Genomic DNA, 20,340 nt, shown 5'->3' on the forward strand with positions numbered 1-20,340 from the left:
CCTTATTCTAACCATATAGCGTTTACTGGGCAAAACATTTGACAAGTTCCACATAATTCACATTTATCTGGACTGAAAAGTTTAATAAACCCATTTTCTACCATGATAACTACTTCTTCAGTTTTTGCACCACTACCACCAGCATTTTCTGGACTGATAGCTGCATTAACAGGACAAGCAATTACACAAATTCCGCATCCTAAACAATTATCTTGATTTACTTTAAGTTCCATCAAATCACCTAGTCTTTAATTGCATTTAAAGCATCTGTCCAAGTTGCTGAATTTGTTGGAGTGTGATCAACATCAGTTCTTTTTACAGTAATTGCACCGTTAGGACATGCTTTAGCACATGCTTTACATTTAATACAGTAATCAGGTTGTGCAACAATGTAATCTAATCTTGAACCTGGACCAGTTGAAACTGGGAATGCTAATGCATTACATTTACAAATATCTACACAAGCACCACATGCTTGACATTTATCTTGGTCGACTTCAATTGTACCTTCAAATGGTTTTTTAGCTTTTGCTGCATCAGTTGGGCAGACTCCTTCACACCATCCACAGTAAACACAGAGTTCACTATCAATGACGGAGTTACCTTTAACAACAGCTTTTGAAGGGTCAATATCGTATTCACCGTAGGAACAAAGTCTACATAATGCTTTAATAGCGTTAGTAGGACATGCTTTTTTACATACTAAACAGTAAACACATTTGGAAGTATCAACTTCGATAGATTCCCTACCAGTTTCTTTGTCAACAACGATTGCTTCTGCAGGACATAATTCTTCACAAATACCACAGTAAATACAATCATCATCACTAATTTCTATTTCACCAGTTACTAAATCAGCACGGTCTGGTAATGTTCTGTCAATTACAATAGCATCACGTGGGCATGCAACTTCACATTTTTTACAATAGATACATTCATCGTCATCAATTTCGGAAAATGCATTGTAGTGAGGATAAGCATCAATTTCACTGATTGGTACTCCATCAATGGTTAATACTAATGCGTCAACAGGACATAATCCGCTACACATACCACATAATACACATTTGTCTTCATTAATACTAACTCTTTGAACATCAAATTCGTCACGAATGTTTTGTGCGATTTTTTCGTGACCACTGAAGTAGACTTTATTGGATACTCGAGCACGAGAATCAATAGCAATCTCATTCAATGTAATTGCGCCAACAGGACAAGTAGACTCACAAATTCCACATCCAATACAGACATGATCTTTGAAAGATAAATTTCTTACTTCCTCCGCTGATCTTGTAATGTCAAAGTTATTGTCATTAACTTCTTTCAAATTTCTTATCATTATTAAATCTCCAAAATTTTAATTGAATCAGTTGGGCACTCATCTTTACATAGCTGACAACCACAACATAGTACGGAGTTTGTATGTGCTGTTAATGATTCTAACTTAATAGCTTTCATAGAACACACATTTACACATAAGCCGCAACCAATACAGGAATCTTCAATAATTGCTTCATAGTTTTTCTCTCGGCAAATATTCACAATTTTTCGACTCTGTTCTGGTTCATCAAATAGCGCGTTGGTCATTATTAAAAAATCCCTGGGAGATAGTTCAGTGATAGTTCTTGCAACATCGATTGAATTCCAGGATAAGTTCCTGCCGTTCAAATAATGTGATACAGTGGATCTATCAATTCCTAACTCATCAGCAATTGCCTGGTGACTTTCACCGGCTTCTTTTAATTTAACCGCTGCTAGATATTTCAAACCAGATGCAATATGCTTGGGCATTTGAACCACCATGTGTAATGATTACACATATGTTAATCTATATAAATATATTTGCCTACTAGAATTAAGTCAAAAGCCTTATATATTACTGTGGGAATACTACACTTTTTTAAAATCAAAAATTGATTAAAATTAATAAAAAATATAAAATTAAATTAAAAAGTATTATTTTGAAAAAATACTATTAAAATAAAAGTTATATTTAAAATAAAATATTTTAAATAATTTAATTATAGTAATTTTCTAATTTTTCATGAAAAAATGTAATACTTTAGGTGAGCCAAAGTATTACAAAAATGCAAAAAATAGGCTAAATTTTTTAGGTTAACCTAAAATGTGTAGTAACTACACATATTAAGATATTAATAATTTAAAAAATATATTATTAGTATATTGAAAGGGGAATAAACAATGAAAATTGTATCAATTGTGGGGAGAAAAAATACTGGCAAAACATCACTAACTGTAAAAGTTATTGAAGAACTTACAAAAAGAGGTTATAACGTAGCTTCCATAAAACATTCACACCACACAATGGAAATGGACAGAGAAAATACAGACACCTGGAAGCATAAAAATGCGGGTTCAACTGTGGTTGTAGGTATTGGGTCAACAACATTTTTTAATATAAAACAGAAGATGGATTTAAACAGATTACTCTATCTTATTAAACATTTTGATGATGTTGATTTTGTAGTAATTGAAGGATTTAAAAGTTATAATTATCCTAAAATAGCTACTTCAAGTGATGTTGTTGATAAATATACAATAAAACAAGTGGATTCATTTACAATTACCGAACAAGGCGTTAGTGACTTGACAGACCTGATCGAGGAGAAAAGTCATGATATCGTTGATACATTATTCAAGAAAAATTGCGGATACAATAACGGTGAATCAATTGCAAAAGAAATCCGCGAAGGCAATATCAAAACTGAAGATTTGGATTATGTATCAAGTTATTTATCAATTGATGACAAGGTAATTGGATTAAATCGATTTGTAAGTGATTATTTTAAACAAACCATACTTGGAATCATTAATACATTAAATATTAATGATTATGGTGTTGAAGATGTAGAAAAAATTGAGTTATTGATTGATAACGAAGACCCTTACAGGAAAAGCATTGAAAATAAGGGTAAAATATTCATTAACCAAAAACCTTTAGATGTCAATCAGTTTGTAATAGATATTATCTCAAATTCCATTAAAGGTATTGTTAATTCCCTTAAAACTGAAGAAAATGCAGAAAAAATAACTGTGGAAATTAAAGGTATTGAAAATAATGAACTTTATAATGCTGATATTGACTTAAAAATTAATGATAAATTACTAAAAATCAATAAATTCACATGCGGAATAATAAAAGAAAGCATTTTTGCAATGATAAATACCTTAAAAATTGATGAAGAAATCAGTGAAATAAAAATTGAAGTGGAAGCATAATTATGAGCGAAAGAGTAGTAAAAGACAATTTTGACAGGCCTATACTATCATTAAGGATTACATTAACTAACAGATGTAATGTTAACTGTATTTATTGCCACCACGATGGTATGAGATCATCCAAAAATGAGATGACCGCAGATGAAATTTATAAAATCTGCCAGATTGCAAAAAGAATTGGTGTTAGAAAAATAAGAATTTCCGGTGGAGAACCATTAATAAGAAAAGATATTGTTGAAGTAATAGAAAAAATAAACAGTATTGGTTTTAAAGATATATCAATTACAACTAACGGAATATTGCTTGAAAAATACGCCCAGGATTTAAAAGATGCTGGTTTAGATAGGGTTAATGTTAGCCTAGATACACTGAATCCCCAAACCTACGAGTTCATTACAAAAAAAGATTATCTCGAAGCAGCCAAAAAAGGAATCCTGAAAAGTGTTGAAGTTGGCCTTTATCCAGTCAAAATCAACATGGTCATTATGAAGGATATTAATGAACATGAAATTAAAGACATGTTTAAGTTTTGTAGAGATAATGATATGGTACTTCAATTAATAGAGCTTATTGAAAGTGAAAACTGTGATGACGATAAATTCACAGCAGAATACCATTATAAACTAGATATGGTTGAAGAAAGGTTAGCTGATATGGCTGATGATGTTAGAGAACGTGAATTTATGCAGGGTCGTCGAAAATATTACATTAACGGTGGAGAAATCGAGGTAGTCAAACCTGTTGATAACTCTAAATTTTGCGCAAATTGTACCAGATTAAGAGTAACACCCGATGGGAAAATCAAACCGTGTTTGCTTAGAAACGATAATCTTGTAGACATCATTACAGACATTAGAAATAATGCAAGTGATGATGAACTGGAAGATATATTTTTAAGAGGTATTGACAAACGTGAACCGTTCAATACTGATTAAAAATTCTTTTTTTGATATATGATAAAAAAAAATAGTTAAAAAAAAGAAAGAAAGTGACTTTTTTTAAAAAAAAAGAAAAAGATAAATAAAGCAAAATGCTTTATCTATAATTTTTTAGCTTTTGAAATGTGTTCGGTGAATGGGATTCTGTCATCAGAGTCGAATCCTGGGATGTATCCGTAAACATCTCTTACTTTGTTGTTTACAGTACTCCATACTTTGGCTACAGGGATTTCACAAGGACATACATCACTACATTGACCACAGTTGGTACATGCATCAACCATGTGTACCATACGAGTTAAGTGGAAGAATGGTGCTGCAGGAGTGTATCCACCAGGTACCCATTCAGGACCTTCAGCTTCAAGACAGCAGTCTTCACAGAAACATAATGGACATGCTTCACGGCAACCGTAACATTTCATACATTTGGAGAATTCTTCATCGTACATGTGGAATACATCGATGATATCTCCAGTAGTACCAGCATAATCTACATCTTTCTTAGCGTTAGCAGCTTTGAGCATGAAGTTGTTAATGTTTTCTCTGATTTTGATTCCTTTTTCAATAGGTTCTTCAACTTCGATTAAACCTGCATCAATAACATCAGCTAAAATTTCAGAACCTTTGTCAGTGAAAACTTCTACGAAAGTAGCTTTACCTGCTAAAGGACCAATAACTCCCCAGTTACCTAATGCAAGATCTGCATTGGATGGGATTTTTAAGTTACATCTTTGACAGTTTTCTCTTCTACCCATACCGTCTTCTTCTAAGTCTTCGATACCGAAACCTTTTTCTTCACCGTCAGCAGTTTCCATGATGAGTTTACCTTTAGAGATTTCTTCTTTAACAACATCTTTAGGATCTAATTCGTAAACATCTTCAATCATTTTCATGGTTGGTACAGGTGGTAAAGTTCCTCCACAGTTTACACCAATCATGATGACGTTTTCGCCTATGATTTTGCCTCTTTTGATTAATTCTCTAATGGTCATTGCGTCACATGGTTTACATGAGACTGCAATTTTCATGTCTCTGCATCCGTCTAAGTATTTGTATACGAATTTTGCTAAGTTTAAAGTACCACAGTGAATTGAACCAGCGGTTTTAATAATGTCTTCAGGTTCGGTTACTAAGCATGGTACTGCGTCGTATAAATCGTGACCTTCTTCTACGCCAACAACTGCATCAACAGCTCCACTTTCTAATAAGTGTTTCATGATAGTAGTTACAACTCCACCATATTCACCTTTGGATTTGATGTCTTCGTTAGCAGAGTAAGCATAATACATTTTTTCAATATTTGCGCTCATTTAAATCTACTCCTTGTTTATTTACCTACTTTTACAGTGGTAGTTGACATGTTTTCTGCTTTAATTTCAGTGTCAGTACCATCTTTGTAGACTTCGCCTTTCATTTCTAATTTTTCAGGGAGTTTATCAACTTCAATAGCACAAGCTTTCAATTCAACCATTTTAGATTTAGGGTCGAAAGAATCGGAGTTAGTTAATACGTTAGCAGCACATTCAACAAAGTGCATTGGGATGTTTACAATTCCTTCTCTAATATCATCAGTTACACGAGCAGGAATAGCAATTTCTCCTCTTCTTGAGAATGCTCTTACTACTTCACCATTAATAATTCCTCTTGCTTCTGCATCTTTAGTGTTAATTTCGATGAATCCAGTTTTAACTTCGTTAGATAAAGTTTCACATCTTCTGGTCATAGCAGCGTGGTAGTGGAACAATATTCTAGTAGTAGTTAATAATAATGGATATTCGTCATCTACAGTTTCAACTGGTCCTTTGTGTTCTAATGCTTGGAAGACACCTAAACCATCAGGGTGTGCAAATTTCTCTTTGTGCATTAATGGTTGACATGGGTCGTCTTCAGATGGGCAAGGCCAGTGAAGTGCTTCAGGAGTGTCTAATCTTTCACGGTTCATACCTGCCATGATTGGAGCACATTCTCTGATTTCTTCAAAGATGTCTTGAGCAGATTCGTAATGGAATAATTCTCTTGGAACACCCATTCTAACTGCAATTTCTTCCATAATTTTCCAGTCTAACCATGCGCCTTCAGGAGGTTCTTGTGCTTTGTGTAAGCATTGAACTCTTCTTTCACCACTGGTGAATGTACCTTCTTGTTCACCCCAACCTGCTGCAGGTAAAACAACATCAGCACATTGTGCAGTATCAGTTAAGAAACATTCTTGTACAACTAACATTTCTAAGTTTTCAAGTGCTTCTTTAGTGTGTTGTACATCTGCATCAGAGAGAACTGGGTCTTCCCCATGGATGTATAATACTTTTAAGTCACCAGCGTGAGCTGCATTCATCATTTCAACTAAAGTTAAACCAGGAGTGGTTGGTAAGTTTACTTCGTATCCGTATCCACTGTAGTAGTCATTGAACCATGCAGTAGTTTCTGGGTCTTTAACTTTTCTGTATCCTACGTAATCAGAAGGTAATGCACCCATATCACAAGCACCTTGTACGTTGTTTTGTCCTCTTAATGGGTTTACACCAGCACCTTGTTTACCGATGTTACCGGTTAACATTGCTAAGTTAGCAGTGGACATAACGTTGTCTGCACCGTGGGAGTGTTCGGTAATACCTAATGAGTATACAATAGCTGCTTTGTCAGCAGATGCATATTCAACAGCTAAGTGTTCAATAACTTCAGGTTTAATACCAGTAATTTCAGAAGCCATATCTAAGTCGTATTTTTGTACAACTTCTTTCATTTCTTCGTAACCTTTGGTTCTGTTTGCAATGAATTCGTCATCTTGTAATCCTTTGTCGATGATAACTTTAATCATTGCGTTCATTAAAGCTACGTCAGTACCAGTTTCAAATTGCACATATTCATCTGCGATTTTTGCAGTAGGAGTGAATCTTGGGTCTAATACAACTAATTTAGCACCGTTTTGTTTTGCTTGAATCATTTTACGTCCAAACAATGGGTGAGCTTCCATGTTGTTTGATCCAATACAGAATATATAATCTGCTTCTTTAATACTGTCGAAACCGTTTGTCATAGCACCGGATCCGAAAGTAGTTGCTAAACCAGCTACAGTAGGTCCGTGACAAATACGTGCACAGTGGTCTACGTTTTGAGTACCACAAGCTACTCTTGCTAATTTTTGAGTAATGTAAATGTTTTCGTTAGGTGAACGAGCACATGCATAAAATCCAACTTTATTTGGATCTTCATCAGATACTTCTTTGAGTTTGTTAGCAACTAAATCTAATGCTTCATCCCAAGAAGCTTCTCTGAATTCTCCATTTTCTTTGATTAATGGAGTAGTTAATCTGTCTTCTCTGTTAATGAATTGGTATCCAAAGTTACCTTTTGGACATACTTTACCTTCATTTACAGGATGTCTTTTGTAAGGTTCAACCCCAATGATTTTGCCGTCTTTAACTACGAAATTAATACCACAACCGGTACCACAGTATGGGCAAATAGATGGGACATATTTAATCTCAACCATTTTATAATCTCCAAAATTTTATTATATCTAATAAAAAAATTTTTTAAGAAGCAGATAATGCTTCTTAAATTTATGTTTTCACACTTATTCTTTAAGATAAGTGTACCAGTATATACAAGCTACGAATATAGCTCCACCAACTATATTTCCTAAAGTTACAGGAATTAAGTTGTTTACAATCATTGTAGACCAATTTACACCTTGAGCACCTAAGAACATACCTAATGGTATGAAGAACATGTTTGCAACACTGTGCTCAAATCCGATGGTAACGAAAGCCATAATTGGGAACCAAATACCAACGATTTTACCGATGATATCATCAGATGCATTAGCTAACCATACAGCTAAACATACTAACCAGTTACAACCAATACCACGAATAAATGCTACATCCCACGCCAGTTTTACTTTAGCGGCTGCAACAGAAGTCGCTTTGGTTGCGAATGCTGAATCAGCTGGGAAAAGACCGCCCATATAAGCGAGTACAAATGCAACGAATAATGCACCAACAAAGTTGAATACCCAACTTAATACCCAGTTTTTAGCGAGTCCTCCGACAGATGCGGATCCGTCTAATACACCGAGGGTCATGAACATTACGTTTCCGGTAAATAATTCAGAACCTGCGAGTACTACAATAATCAAACCTACAGGGAACACTGCACCAAATACGAATTTTTCTAAACCTACAGGTGCACCTGCAGCTAACATTCCTGCACTAGCGATTTCAGCTAGTAATCCTCCGAATGCGATATAAGCTCCTGCTAAAAAGGAGAGTAAAATCACATTTACAATATTTGCTGAGTTTTTAGCTCCAGCAGTTGCAGATATTGCTTTTGCAGTATCTACTGGACTTTTAAAAGATGAACTCATAATCTCAACCTCTTTTTTATCCCCTTATAAATTAATTTATAGTATAATACAAGAATCTCCCAAATAGTTAATCCATTGTATTATGATAATATATATTACACTTCATATAATAAAAAGGCTTTGTAGTTGAAGCCTAAAAGAAATATTTAAATAATATTAAATAAATAAATAAAATGTTAATGATAAATCATGATAGAATTATATTCACATCGCTATTTTTTTCAATTTTTTAGGAATATCAAAATATTAACTAGCCAAAAATAATTATAATAAATTTTTAAATGACTAATAATAAAATAAATAGTTTTTATCAATACAAACTGTTTTATGAAAATAAAACAATTTTTTTATTTATTATACTTTTTCGTTTTTACAAAGTATTTTCAATTCAATATATAATTATATATTAATCTATTTAATTACTTCATAATATGCACCTTCAACACAAGGTTTACAAACAGGTTTACCGTCAAGCATTAAATGATGATTATCAGTTACTTTATCCCCACAAATAGAACAGATTTCACTAACATGAGGCTTGCCGGGCATTTGTGCTTGCGTTAATTTGACTTTGACTTTTTGTACCTCAAACAATTCTTCGGGAGGTGTGGTTTTGAATCTTTCAATCATCTCATCGCGAGTCTCTTTTTTCTTATCTTTTTTATTGGCGTCAATATCAACAATTCTTAAAGCTTCATCAGTATCCATATTATAAAATGTTGCAGCAAATTTTCCATAATATGCCTGTTTGAGAGATCGTTTCCCCATAGAACACCTAGTAACAGCCTGAACAGCATCAGCCATACATCTGTCAATTTCTAATATAACAATTAAATTTTTATGGCGAGTATTCAATTCCATTCCCATTAGTTCTAAACCATACATTGCAAGTTTAGTACCAATAGCTATTCCTCCACATATTTCACCATGAAAATCCCCTGCAATTTTTAACTGTTCTTCATAATCTTTTTGATTCATTGAATATCCCCTTTCAGATTTTTTACTAAATATTTTTATTGAAAATAATTTTTAAATCCAACACTTTCTATTGAATATATATAACTAAAAATTAATAAATATCAGGTATGAAAATAGAAAAAATTGATGCAATATCTTATAAGAACAATGAAGCAAAAGAAGTTACAGAAAATGTTGTTCAAGATGAAACTATAACATTGACCATTAATAAAGACATAAGTCGCAGTTTATCCGCTATTGAAGATTCACTAAAAGAATTTGCAGTAGGATATATGTTCAATGAAAATATGGTTGATTCAATGGATGCTATTAAAGACATTAAAATAGAAGGAAATCAGATTTATGCTGAAATTGATGATACTTTACTTAAAACAAATGAAACAGTTTTATGCTCAGACTCTGCAGGAGGATGGAGAAGTAAAATTAAAACCGTAAAAGAAGTTAAATCCAATTTTCAAGTATCAGTTCATGAATTAATTGACAGAATCGAAGAACTGAAAGACAATGCTGAAATTTGGCAGGCTACCGGCGGAACTCATGTTGCAGGAATAGTTTATGACGGCCAATTTGTTGTTAAAGAAGATGTCAGTCGTCATGTTGCAGTTGATAAGGTAATCGGGTATGGATTATTGCATGATTTTGATTTATCAAATTCCTATGTAATCTATAGTGGTAGGATGCCTGCAGACATGGTTATTAAAATGACTCGTGCCGGTGTTCCAATTTTGGCATCAAATGCCGCTCCTGCAAATTCAGGTTATAATATAGCAAAAAAAGGAAATGTCACACTAGTCGGATTTTTACGTGGTGAAAGGTGTAATATTTATAATAATCAAAATAGAGTAATTTTTGATTGAATTACTCTAAAACAGTGTGTCTTGCTTTTAAATCACTTTCTGTTTGATGCATCTTTTCCATTAATTCAGATACAATTGCATCCAAAAACACAAGAGTAGTTAACTCAAAAGCTGTTCCCAATGGAGTCAAAGAAGTATAATTTCCATAAATTTGACGTTTCATATAATTTTCATCATCAACTTCTTGCATAGGCCTTCCTTTAACTAAAAGACAACAGTCAGCCAATTTACCTAAAGTGGATTCAGGGTAAGAAGTAACAGCTAATACTTTAGAACCCCTATTTTTCGCAATTTTAGCTGCAGATACAATAGTATTGGTTTCACCAGATCCAGAAATGGCAATTATACAATCATTTCCATTAATAGCCGGAGAAATTGTTTCTCCAACAACATATGCACTTACTCCCAAATGCATTAATCTCATTGCAAAAGCTTTTGCAGCAAGTCCTGACCTTCCGGCTCCAGTTACAAAAACATTTTCTGCTTCGATAATTATATCTTCAAATCTTTCAACATCTTTTTCAACCAAAAATTCTTCAGCACTGACAATATTTCCTATAATAGCTTTAATAGAGCTTTTCATTAATTCCATTATATCATTCCTAAAAACACTATTTAAATATATGATAAAAACTTTAATATATAATTAATTATGAAACTGGAAAGTAAAGGTTTAATTAGTTTGGAAATAAATGGTGAAATTTATGGATATAAATTATACCAAAGTTTAGAATCCTTAAATAGAACACATTCTCAAAGAAAATCTGCTAAAGAGTTAAATATTTCACACACTGTTTTTAATAGAAGAATACTTAAAGCTGAAGAAAAATTAGGAATTAAATTAACTGAAAAGAAAGGAAATGGCAGCAGTCTTACAAATGATGGGGTGAGACTTTTAGAAGAATACAGAAAATATCTAATTCAAATAGCAGAACCGGATAATATCAACATTGCCGGAGGCCATATCAGTTCCAGCCTTTTGGAAAGTATTGATTTACCATTCAATATTAATGTTTATAGCAGCAGTGATGAAGATGCTTTTAAATTAGCCAGACGAGGTGTTGTCGATTTACTGACATTGGATGATCCTTTAATTGCCTATGAAAGAGACATAAACTTTATTCCAATAGCTTATGATTATCTTGTTTTGATTTCAAGCCCTAATTCACCAGAAATTAAGAGTATAAAAGATTTAGACAACTTAGATTTTGTTAAAGTTGGTGGTTCTGCCCAAAGACTTGCCTGGAACAGCCTTGAACATTATGATTTAAAATATAATATTAAATATGAAGTTAATTCGCAATTTGATGCTTTTAAATTAGTTAAAAATTCCAAAAATTTGCATAGTTTTTTAAATGCTAGTTATTTTAATGGAAACGAAATATTGAAGTTTGATACCAGACATGTCATTAGTTTGGTTAAAGTTAACGATGATGATCCGAAAACAGATGATTTTATAAATTATTTATTAAGTAAAGGCCAAAAAGACATTAAAAATCAAGGTTTTATACCTATGGAATAATAGATTTGATATTTTCAAGTGTGTCAAACAAATAATATCTAGTTTTAAATGATTTTGATGATGAATGAGTTTTTGAACCCATTCACCATATATTAGATATTTATATTAAGTTAAATGAATACTATCTGCGAAAATATTAGCCCGATACCATGACAAGCTCACCAGTATTAGGATCCTCATATACCTTTCCAACTTCATTGAATCCGCTGTCTTCCATTCCGCTAGCATTAGAAAAAGTCTGATTAAAAGTATCTGCAGTAGATACATCTTTAGTATTCGGAGAATTTGAAATTAATTCTGGATTTGCAGACAAAGCCATTATTGCAAATATTAAAAATCCTAAAGCTAAAACTAACATAGCATCTGAAAGATTACTGATTCCAGACATAGGGTCATCATCAATAGATTCGCTCATTCTACGTCTTTTTCTAAGCATTATTATCACCAGAATTACTTAAAGATTCAAGTTCAACTTCAGCCAATGTTTCAACATCAATTAAATCAGATTCATACCACTGTTTTTTAAATTTAGAAATTAAATATCCTAAACCACCAACAGCAAGCCCGGTAACAGTAGTATCGAATGCAATAGTCAACGATTCAGCAAGAGTAGTTATGTCCCCACTACCTAATGCAGCAAGTCCCGGCCCCAATGGAATTAAAGTTCCTAAAAGACCTAAAATAGGACCTAATTTAACAAGTATATCTGTTTTATTTGTGTTTTTTATCAATCTTGTTTCTTCACTTGAAATCAATTCACTAGCTAATGCTTTTCTAGCATTAATGCCAATATCATAATTTTTTGAGATTTTAACAAGAACATTTTTTTGCCAATCAAATAAACCACTTTTATTTACATATTCCTCAATTTCTGATGGGGAATCAGCAAATGAAATATCACGAATTAACTTTTCAAATTCATCCGGTTCAATAGGTTTTCGTGAAATTCTTTCATTAATAAACCCACCAAGACATAAAATAACTAAAACAACAAAAATTATTAATAAAATTACAACAGGAGTTAATAAACTCTCAGAAATTATATGAATCAATGAAGTTAAAGTTTCTGTACCTTGAATTATCATAAATTACCTCTTTTATCATCCAAATAAAATCCAATAACAAAGACAAATATAATTCCTATAATTACATAGATTAACTGAAATGTTGGAGTTAATATTAAAAATGAAGAAAACATTTTATAATTTAATTGAACAACAGAATTATTAGTTAAACCAAAAATAAAGATTAAAATCCCCATTAATGACATATATTCACCAATAATTACATTATATGGGCGTCTAGCATACATTAACAATTTGGATGATTGGAATGAAATAATCATCGCAATTACTGAAACAAAAAATAATAAAAGATAATTAAATAATGAACATTCACCCAATTGGGATGAAAATAACATTGAAACCGCATAATATGTAATTATAATAGCAAAAAGTGAAATCTTCAATTCCTGTTTTTTCAAATAAACAAATAATGTAATAAAAATAATTATAGAAACTAAAATAAAAATATATGATAAATAATCTAATAAATTAATTGTTAATTGACTTGAAATATAGATTATAACGAACAATATTATTCCCATGACTAAAGATATTAAAGTACTTTTTTTATTATTAAATTTAAAATTACCAAAGAAAAGACCAATATTAGCCGAAAATAACATTATAATTATTAATAAATATCTAAAAATCAAATCTGACATAATAATAACTCATTAAATTATCATATAATCTAAATGTATAGCAATATAAATATATAAACATATCGTTAACTAAAAAAAAAGAAAAAAAGAATATGAAATTATTCATTTCTTTTATTTAACATGTATCTAACATCATCCCTATAATATCCTGCAATAACTAGAATAATAAGCAATAAAATAAAACCCATTCCAGCAATCCTAACAACTTCTTCATCAATATTCAAAATTTTTGCAATAGATTCCTGCGGATTTGATATCTGTTTTGAAACAGACGGAGAATTACTAGTAGATGAATCTGTCTGAGAAGCTGCTGAGCTAGAAGAACTTTCAGCATTTTGAGAAGATGATTGTTCTATAGTATTAGAATTATCTACATTAGTTGGGTTTTGACCTTGTGAAGAACCGGAATTAGAATTTGTGCTTGTTCCATTGCCGCTAATTTGTTCAGATCGGCTATTGGTTCCATGGTCTGTTGATTCACTAGGAGATGAATCATCATTGCCAGAAGTATCTGGATTGACAGGAATATCCGGATTGACTGGAACTGGAGGAACATAATCTTTCATTTGATATTGATAATTGGTATTACCTTCAAAATAATCAAACACAAGATTTCCATCACCATTAGCAACATTAATTGTAGCATGACCACCAGATAATGTAGCATACTGCCAGTTACGGCCGCCATTAGTTGAATATTTCAACAAAGAATCTGTTTTAATTCCGTCAACACTCACAGATAATGTATTAGAATCAATTTGATTTACATTCATATGATATTTATTAAATTTTATTTTTTCACAAACACCATTAAATTTAGGATTATCTGAAGCAATCCAATTAGTATTTAAATCTATTTTATTATAAATGGATTCTCTACCAAGGATATTAAATTCCTTATTATAAACAATTGAATTATCTGCAATATTTAAAATAGATGTTTCATTGGTTTTACGATAATCATTACCGAAATATATACCATTTTCTTTATTGCGCTGAATAGTATTATATTCCATGTTTAAATCATCATCGCCGACCATATTAATAAAAATACCATTTGAATTTTGTTCTAAAGTATTTCCAGATACTGTTGTATGAGATCCAGATTTATCAAAACTTATTGCATCATTTTCTGATTTAGAAAAATAATTTGAAATAATTTGAGTATTCAAAACATTTTCATCAAAATAAATACCATCATAATTATTTAAAAAAGTATTGGATGAAATGTTTAAATTATTTGAATTTTTAAGAAAAATTCCATAATAGTTTTTAATAAAATCATTATATGAAATTTTAATATTCTCAACATTATCTAAAACTATTCCACTGGATCCCCCAGATATTATAAGATTAGAAATATTAACATCATTTGAACTAACTGTAATGACTGGAAGATTTGAATTTCCATTGAAAACTGATTTTACAATACTGATAATATTTAATGGTTTATTCAAATTAATAGATACACCATTATACTCGTTACCCGCAAAAATCAAAGTATCTCCAAAATTTGCATCATCAATGATTTTCTGTATTTGTACTCCAGACGAATTATCTTTTATTAACGTTCCACTATTATGTGAAACATAAATTATATTATCATTAATTAAAGAATGATTAGTTGAATCTTTAAATATTGTCTGAATTGGATAAATTCCATCATCAAGACCAACATTCAAAAAGACAAATCCGTCTAAATTTGTGATTTTAGTATAGTTCACACCATTAATTGAGAAAATTATTGATTGATTAGCTAATGGAGTATTATTAACTGATGTAAGGGTAGCATTATATACAAGATTTTCACCAATTAAATCCACATCAGAAGTATTTAATATAACATTTGATGAATTTGGTATATCTGTGATATTATTAGCACTAACAACATTAATTGAAATAAAAACTATTAAAATCGAAAGTAAAAGTATCTCTTTTTTCAGATTTTTCACCTCCTTCTAATAAACTTTTATTGATATGAGTATATAAATAATTCGAATAGAAATATGTTAAGAACGAGAAGATATTATATCGAATATAAAGATGATATAATTCGATAGAAATTTAATAATAAAATAGATTATTGTTTAAATATTTTAAAAAAATATATAAAATAATATAATAAAATAATTTTAAATTGAAAATAATTTTTAAAATATGAATCGAAATGCAATAAGATATATATATAGCTTATAAATTAAATTTTAATATAACTAATAATTATTAATCCATTGCAAAAAATTAAATTTATTAATATTATTAGTTAAATTAATATGAGGAAATAAAAAGGAGAAAATTAAAATGAAGATCAATAATTATATTTTAACATTATTACTCGTTTTAATAGCTGTTTTATCTATTTCTGCGGTTTCTGCAGAAAATGTCTCTGTAGATAATGGAACAGTTATTGAAGCAAGCTCTGATGTCGATGACATATTATCTGCAACTCATGACATACCTGCAGATGCAACGGTATCAGATATTGAAAATATTATCGCAAACACTACTGCTGGAGATACACTTAATTTTGCAGAAAACACGACATATGACTTTGGTAATATATCTAGTGGAGTAAAAATTGAACACACCCTTATTTTAGAAGGTAATGGTGCAACAATCAAAGGATATAACGGATTTGTATTCGAAGCTGATGAGGAAAGTGTTGCTGGATCACAAGTATACAACCTAAACTTCATAATGATTCAGGAAAACCTTTATAACGGTCGTGCATTAGAATTCCAGCAAGGTGGAGACTACATCATTGAAGGATGTACTTTTACTAACGGTAACTCTGGAATTTACATTAGAAGATCCAGTGGAAACGTAACCATCCAAAATAACGAATTCATTGGTGAAGAGGGTGCAACTGACCACTCTTCAATCGGTTCAAAAAAAGAAACCGGTATGAAAGCAATCAACATTATGGGTGGAACAGGAATTACTATTTCCAACAACAATTTTGAAGGAGACATGCTCGATGCAGTATCAATCGCATCAGGTGCCGCAAATGTAGAAATGTATGAAAACATGATTGATGGCGTATGGTATGGTGTTTTCTACGGTGGTGGAATTACCAATATTACAGTACAGAGTAATTTGTTCACTGGAAATAAAGTATATGCTTTAGGTATTGTAAAAGCTGCCGGAACCTCCAATATTAGTGAAAACAAATTCTATAGCCCAGATAATGCAACTGCAATTTATGTTGAAGAAGGTAACACAGCACACGGAGCTCCAAGTAATATCGAAACCATTTTAATACATGACAATGTATTCAAAGGAGACGACGCTACTGCTGTTGCAGCATCAAGTAAAGGAGGTATGATCACTCCTAAAGGAGAATTTATTGTTGCTGAAAACGCCTACGAAGAAGGAGTAACAGTATTCGCATTCACTGATAATAATACATATACTTTCAAAACCAGCAACTTAATTGTTGAAGAAAACAGAGTATACATTGGAGATAATATTTTAATTAAAAATGACCCTGAAGCAGAAATTAATATAACATCAGAATCTGTAGATGTAACATTAGCTGAAGATGCTACTGGATACTTATTAATTGATGTTGATAATGTTGGTTACTATGTTCCTATTGAAAACGGTAAAACAACCTTTGATATTCCGGCATTAGGACCTGGAAATTACACAGTAACTGCAACATACACCGGAGATAATAAATATTCAGATGAAACCGAAACAAAAAATATAACTATTGAAGGTCCTGCTCATACAGTTGTTGCTGAAAACTTAACTAAAATCGAAAAAGCACCTGACAGATTTGAAGCTAATTTCACAGATGCTAACGGTAATGCATTAGCTAATACTGATGTAACTTTTGAACTCAACGGACAAAAATACACCAGAACAACTGATGCTAAAGGTATAGCTGGAATAAACATCAACTTGGTGCCAGGTACTTACGAAATTGTTTCAACCAACCCTGTAACCAAAGAAAGCATAACAAACACTATTACTGTATTATCAAGACTTGAAGGCAGTGACTTAACAAAGTACTTCAGAAACGCTTCACAATATCGTGTAAAAGTTTTAGATGATAACGGTAATCTTGCTAAAGCTGGTGAAATAGTAACATTTAACATCAATGGTGTGTTCTACAACCGTACTGTCAGTTCAGACGGTTATGCTCAATTGTCCATTAACTTAAATCCTGGAGATTATGTTATTACTACCCAATACAAAGGATGTGAAATAGCTAATAATGTTAAAGTATTACCTATTTTAACCGCTAAAGATTTAACCAAAAAATACGGGGAATCTGGAGAATTTGAAGCTACTTTAGTTGATGGTCAAGGTAATCCTAGTGCTGGACAGAACATAACTTTCAACATTAATGGAGTACTCTACACACGCACTACTAACGTTAATGGTGTTGCTCAATTAAATATTAATTTAATGCCTGGTAGTTACATTATCACTAGTTCTTACGGAGAAGCAACTACTTCAAATACTGTAACTGTAACAAACTAAATGGGAAGTAAATAACTTCTCATACTTTTTTTATTTTTTTTAATCATTTATCAATATATAAATCATTAACTGGGGGAAACACATGAATTATAAAAAAATATTTTTAATCTCTTTAAGTATTTTAATTATACTATCATTCTCATCAACGGTTATGGCTGAGGAAAACATAACTAAAGGAGGAAATACAATTATTGTTGACGGTTCTTCAACTAACCAAATGGTTGAACCAACCATACAAACGGCAATTAATAATGCTAGTGCTGGAGATACAATTGAAATTACTGGTATCAACTATGAACATTGTCATTTTATTGTTGATAAACCTTTAAATATCATAAGTAATGTCGGGACAAAAATGAGCACCTGTCCATCAAATATTAAAGGATCTGATGGTATTGGAATATTTTACTTCAACGAAAATGCAACAGGATCAGTGTTATCTGGATTTACTTTTTCAAATGATGCGGCAAAATTAGGAAGCGTAAATCCATATGCGCTATACATTAATGGAGCAAGTAATATTGAAATAATGAACTGTAAGATTACCGAAGTTAGTGATGGTCCGGGTATTTACATAGTTAACGGATCAGACATTAATATTAATCAAAATACAATTAGAAAATCGCAAAAAGGAATATTCATAACAGATAGTGGAAATATAAATATAACCCACTCAATAATTGAACGGAATAAGGAAGCAGGAATCTATATCGGAGAAAATGTTGAAAATACAAACATCTATAATAATACCATTTACTTAAATAATTGGAAAGGTATCTATTATGCATCATGTGTGAATAGTAACATTACAAGCAATAATATTTCAGATAATAGAAACGAAAATGTCCAATCCAAAGCAACAGAAGGTACAGGAATATACATTGATTCTAGCATGGAATTTTTAAGAATTAGAGGAAATTATATTAAAGAAAATGGTAATTATGGAATATTTAACAGTTATTTAACTACTTCAAGTATTGATAAAATAAAAACATATGACGATATTGAAAAAATAGAAGAAATTGACGAAAATATTTTTATACGCCATTTAACCAGAGGTATGTACACACAACAGTCAGCGGATGGTGGAACCTATCTTGTCTATGTTAAAAGTAATTTTTATGCTCATGAACAATTCTGTCCCAGCACATATTATGAACCAGGAGTACTTAGGAAAAATAATGACAGAGATTTAGTTTTCAGTACCATTCAAGAAGCAGAACCGGGAATTTATAATATTTCATTTATTAAAAAAAATACTGGAGAAATTGCAGAATATTTAACAACAACAGATGTTACATTTTTCTTAAATAAAGAATCAACGAAAGCAAGCATTGAAAAAAATGATCAGGCCAAAATTATTCGTGTAGTGAATGGAACTGCAACTGTTGATTTTACTGACTGCAAGTATAAATCAAAAAGCAATACAATAACTGCAATGAGTGTTGGATTTGGACCAATTGATGTTGAAGTAACAACAGACAGATTATCAGCAATTTATAATGTTCCTGACGCTAATATTCCTAACGGTACGGTTCAAGTTGAAACCCAACTTATCGGAAATAATTTAACTAAATATTATGGGAATGAAACCCCTTATACTGTAACTTTAGTAAATGGCGATGGAAATTACATAAGTGGACAAAATATTACATTAAACTTAAATGGACATGATTACACAAGAATAACCGATGAAAATGGAGCTGCAAAAATAAATATTGATTTAAATCCCGGAACATATTCTGTAACAGCAATATTTACTGGAACAGACGAATACCCTCCATCAAATACAAGCAATATTATTACAATAATATCTACAATTGAAAGTTCAAACCTCACTAAAATCTTTAGAAACGCAACACCATTTATAGCTTCATTTACCGATAGTGAAGGAAAACCTCTAAAAAATCAAAATGTAATATTTACTATTAATGAAAATAAATATAATAAGCAGACAGATGATAATGGAACTTCAAAAATTAATATTAATTTAGTGGCAGGTACATACACAATAATTTCCGAAAATACAGCCACAGGAGAAGTTACATCAAATACCATAACAGTTCTATCTAAAATTACCAACAATAACGACATTACAAAATATTTCAAAAACGACACACAATTTTATGTAACTCTTTTAGACGATACCGGAAACCCAGTAAATAACGGAAGCGTCAAATTCAACATCAATGGTGTATTCTACACAAGAGAAATAAATA

18 protein-coding genes are annotated in these 20,340 nt (G+C 31.3%); 6 read left to right on the top strand and 12 right to left on the bottom strand.

Annotation, left to right across the window (positions count from 1 at the left end; genetic code table 11):
• Window positions 1-2: 2 nt before the first annotated feature.
• The 3 genes from ACKI5C_RS01415 to ACKI5C_RS01425 are packed head-to-tail and all read right to left on the bottom strand — an operon-like array spanning window position 3 to window position 1,803.
• Window positions 3-233 carry an ATP-binding protein gene (locus ACKI5C_RS01415; RefSeq protein WP_296798567.1) on the bottom strand — a complete coding sequence of 77 codons (231 nt, stop codon included), beginning with the start codon at window positions 231-233 and terminating at the stop codon, window positions 3-5.
• An 8-nt stretch (window positions 234-241) separates the two neighbouring features.
• A complete protein-coding gene (gene fwdF, locus ACKI5C_RS01420; protein ID WP_407431294.1) occupies window positions 242-1,339 on the bottom strand; it encodes a tungsten-dependent formylmethanofuran dehydrogenase subunit FwdF in 1,098 nt (365 codons plus the stop codon).
• Between the two features lie 2 nt (window positions 1,340-1,341).
• Complete coding sequence (locus ACKI5C_RS01425; protein WP_296798574.1) at window positions 1,342-1,803, bottom strand: 4Fe-4S binding protein; 462 nt, start codon at window positions 1,801-1,803, stop codon at window positions 1,342-1,344.
• Between the two features lie 399 nt (window positions 1,804-2,202).
• On the opposite strand from ACKI5C_RS01425, the gene mobB reads away from it, so the two are divergent.
• Window positions 2,203-3,240, top strand: a complete 1,038-nt coding sequence (gene mobB, locus ACKI5C_RS01430) for a molybdopterin-guanine dinucleotide biosynthesis protein B (protein ID WP_407431296.1) — start codon at window positions 2,203-2,205, stop codon at window positions 3,238-3,240.
• A gap of 2 nt (window positions 3,241-3,242) precedes the next feature.
• A complete protein-coding gene (gene moaA / locus ACKI5C_RS01435) occupies window positions 3,243-4,175 on the top strand; it encodes a GTP 3',8-cyclase MoaA (RefSeq protein ID WP_407431298.1) in 933 nt (310 codons plus the stop codon).
• A gap of 104 nt (window positions 4,176-4,279) precedes the next feature.
• On the opposite strand, the gene ACKI5C_RS01440 is transcribed toward moaA, so the two are convergent.
• The 4 genes from ACKI5C_RS01440 to ACKI5C_RS01455 all read right to left on the bottom strand — a co-directional run bounded on the left by ACKI5C_RS01440 (window position 4,280) and on the right by ACKI5C_RS01455 (window position 9,525).
• Complete coding sequence (locus ACKI5C_RS01440) at window positions 4,280-5,488, bottom strand: Coenzyme F420 hydrogenase/dehydrogenase, beta subunit C-terminal domain (protein ID WP_407431300.1); 1,209 nt, start codon at window positions 5,486-5,488, stop codon at window positions 4,280-4,282.
• A gap of 17 nt (window positions 5,489-5,505) precedes the next feature.
• Window positions 5,506-7,671 carry a formate dehydrogenase subunit alpha gene (gene fdhF, locus ACKI5C_RS01445; RefSeq protein WP_407431302.1) on the bottom strand — a complete coding sequence of 722 codons (2,166 nt, stop codon included), beginning with the start codon at window positions 7,669-7,671 and terminating at the stop codon, window positions 5,506-5,508.
• Window positions 7,672-7,755: 84 nt separating this feature from the next.
• A complete protein-coding gene (locus ACKI5C_RS01450) occupies window positions 7,756-8,547 on the bottom strand; it encodes a formate/nitrite transporter family protein (RefSeq protein WP_407431304.1) in 792 nt (263 codons plus the stop codon).
• Window positions 8,548-8,958: 411 nt separating this feature from the next.
• Window positions 8,959-9,525: an FmdE family protein gene (locus ACKI5C_RS01455; RefSeq protein ID WP_407431306.1), complete on the bottom strand. Its 567-nt coding sequence runs from the start codon at window positions 9,523-9,525 to the stop codon at window positions 8,959-8,961.
• A 107-nt stretch (window positions 9,526-9,632) separates the two neighbouring features.
• Between ACKI5C_RS01455 and fdhD the strand changes: the two genes are divergently transcribed.
• Entirely contained in the window at window positions 9,633-10,382 is a 750-nt protein-coding gene (fdhD, locus tag ACKI5C_RS01460; protein WP_407431308.1) for a formate dehydrogenase accessory sulfurtransferase FdhD, read from the top strand.
• A gap of 1 nt (window position 10,383) precedes the next feature.
• On the opposite strand, the gene hxlB is transcribed toward fdhD, so the two are convergent.
• Window positions 10,384-10,974, bottom strand: a complete 591-nt coding sequence (gene hxlB / locus ACKI5C_RS01465) for a 6-phospho-3-hexuloisomerase (RefSeq protein ID WP_407431310.1) — start codon at window positions 10,972-10,974, stop codon at window positions 10,384-10,386.
• 60 nt (window positions 10,975-11,034) lie between these two features.
• Between hxlB and ACKI5C_RS01470 the strand changes: the two genes are divergently transcribed.
• Window positions 11,035-11,904 carry a LysR family transcriptional regulator gene (locus ACKI5C_RS01470; protein WP_407431312.1) on the top strand — a complete coding sequence of 290 codons (870 nt, stop codon included), beginning with the start codon at window positions 11,035-11,037 and terminating at the stop codon, window positions 11,902-11,904.
• Between the two features lie 136 nt (window positions 11,905-12,040).
• Here ACKI5C_RS01470 and ACKI5C_RS01475 read toward each other — a convergent pair whose 3' ends face one another.
• The 4 genes from ACKI5C_RS01475 to ACKI5C_RS01490 form a co-directional block, all read right to left on the bottom strand.
• Window positions 12,041-12,340 carry a DUF2149 domain-containing protein gene (locus tag ACKI5C_RS01475; protein ID WP_296888563.1) on the bottom strand — a complete coding sequence of 100 codons (300 nt, stop codon included), beginning with the start codon at window positions 12,338-12,340 and terminating at the stop codon, window positions 12,041-12,043.
• On the bottom strand, window positions 12,333-12,989 hold the full coding sequence (locus ACKI5C_RS01480; RefSeq protein WP_296888561.1) for a MotA/TolQ/ExbB proton channel family protein: 657 nt from the start codon (window positions 12,987-12,989) through the stop codon (window positions 12,333-12,335). The genes ACKI5C_RS01475 and ACKI5C_RS01480 overlap by 8 nt, the downstream gene beginning before the upstream one ends.
• Window positions 12,986-13,387, bottom strand: coding sequence for a hypothetical protein (locus ACKI5C_RS01485; protein WP_407431315.1), 402 nt, complete (start codon window positions 13,385-13,387; stop codon window positions 12,986-12,988). The genes ACKI5C_RS01480 and ACKI5C_RS01485 overlap by 4 nt, the downstream gene beginning before the upstream one ends.
• A 341-nt stretch (window positions 13,388-13,728) precedes the next feature.
• Entirely contained in the window at window positions 13,729-15,582 is a 1,854-nt protein-coding gene (locus tag ACKI5C_RS01490) for a right-handed parallel beta-helix repeat-containing protein (RefSeq protein ID WP_407431317.1), read from the bottom strand.
• Window positions 15,583-15,931: 349 nt separating this feature from the next.
• On the opposite strand from ACKI5C_RS01490, the gene ACKI5C_RS01495 reads away from it, so the two are divergent.
• Complete coding sequence (locus ACKI5C_RS01495) at window positions 15,932-18,121, top strand: right-handed parallel beta-helix repeat-containing protein (RefSeq protein WP_407431319.1); 2,190 nt, start codon at window positions 15,932-15,934, stop codon at window positions 18,119-18,121.
• Window positions 18,122-18,203: 82 nt separating this feature from the next.
• A partial coding sequence (locus ACKI5C_RS01500) for a right-handed parallel beta-helix repeat-containing protein (protein ID WP_407431321.1) occupies window positions 18,204-20,340 on the top strand: 2,137 nt, incomplete at its 3' end.

This window comes from Methanobrevibacter sp. (assembly GCF_045646045.1).
Classification (GTDB): domain Archaea; phylum Methanobacteriota; class Methanobacteria; order Methanobacteriales; family Methanobacteriaceae; genus Methanocatella.

Bases quoted from the DNA above. Each gene is read 5' to 3' on its own strand.
- ACKI5C_RS01440 (WP_407431300.1), bottom strand. From the start codon at position 5,488: ATGAGCGCAAATATTGAAAAAATGTATTATGCTTACTCTGCTAACGAA.
- ACKI5C_RS01455 (WP_407431306.1), bottom strand. From the start codon at position 9,525: ATGAATCAAAAAGATTATGAAGAACAGTTAAAAATTGCAGGGGATTTT.
- ACKI5C_RS01475 (WP_296888563.1), bottom strand. From the start codon at position 12,340: ATGCTTAGAAAAAGACGTAGAATGAGCGAATCTATTGATGATGACCCT.
- fdhD (WP_407431308.1), top strand. From the start codon at position 9,633: ATGAAAATAGAAAAAATTGATGCAATATCTTATAAGAACAATGAAGCA.
- fdhF (WP_407431302.1), bottom strand. From the start codon at position 7,671: ATGGTTGAGATTAAATATGTCCCATCTATTTGCCCATACTGTGGTACC.
- ACKI5C_RS01415 (WP_296798567.1), bottom strand. From the start codon at position 233: ATGGAACTTAAAGTAAATCAAGATAATTGTTTAGGATGCGGAATTTGT.
- ACKI5C_RS01470 (WP_407431312.1), top strand. From the start codon at position 11,035: ATGAAACTGGAAAGTAAAGGTTTAATTAGTTTGGAAATAAATGGTGAA.
- ACKI5C_RS01425 (WP_296798574.1), bottom strand. From the start codon at position 1,803: ATGGTGGTTCAAATGCCCAAGCATATTGCATCTGGTTTGAAATATCTA.
- mobB (WP_407431296.1), top strand. From the start codon at position 2,203: ATGAAAATTGTATCAATTGTGGGGAGAAAAAATACTGGCAAAACATCA.
- ACKI5C_RS01495 (WP_407431319.1), top strand. From the start codon at position 15,932: ATGAAGATCAATAATTATATTTTAACATTATTACTCGTTTTAATAGCT.
- ACKI5C_RS01480 (WP_296888561.1), bottom strand. From the start codon at position 12,989: ATGATAATTCAAGGTACAGAAACTTTAACTTCATTGATTCATATAATT.
- moaA (WP_407431298.1), top strand. From the start codon at position 3,243: ATGAGCGAAAGAGTAGTAAAAGACAATTTTGACAGGCCTATACTATCA.
- fwdF (WP_407431294.1), bottom strand. From the start codon at position 1,339: ATGATAAGAAATTTGAAAGAAGTTAATGACAATAACTTTGACATTACA.
- ACKI5C_RS01450 (WP_407431304.1), bottom strand. From the start codon at position 8,547: ATGAGTTCATCTTTTAAAAGTCCAGTAGATACTGCAAAAGCAATATCT.
- hxlB (WP_407431310.1), bottom strand. From the start codon at position 10,974: ATGGAATTAATGAAAAGCTCTATTAAAGCTATTATAGGAAATATTGTC.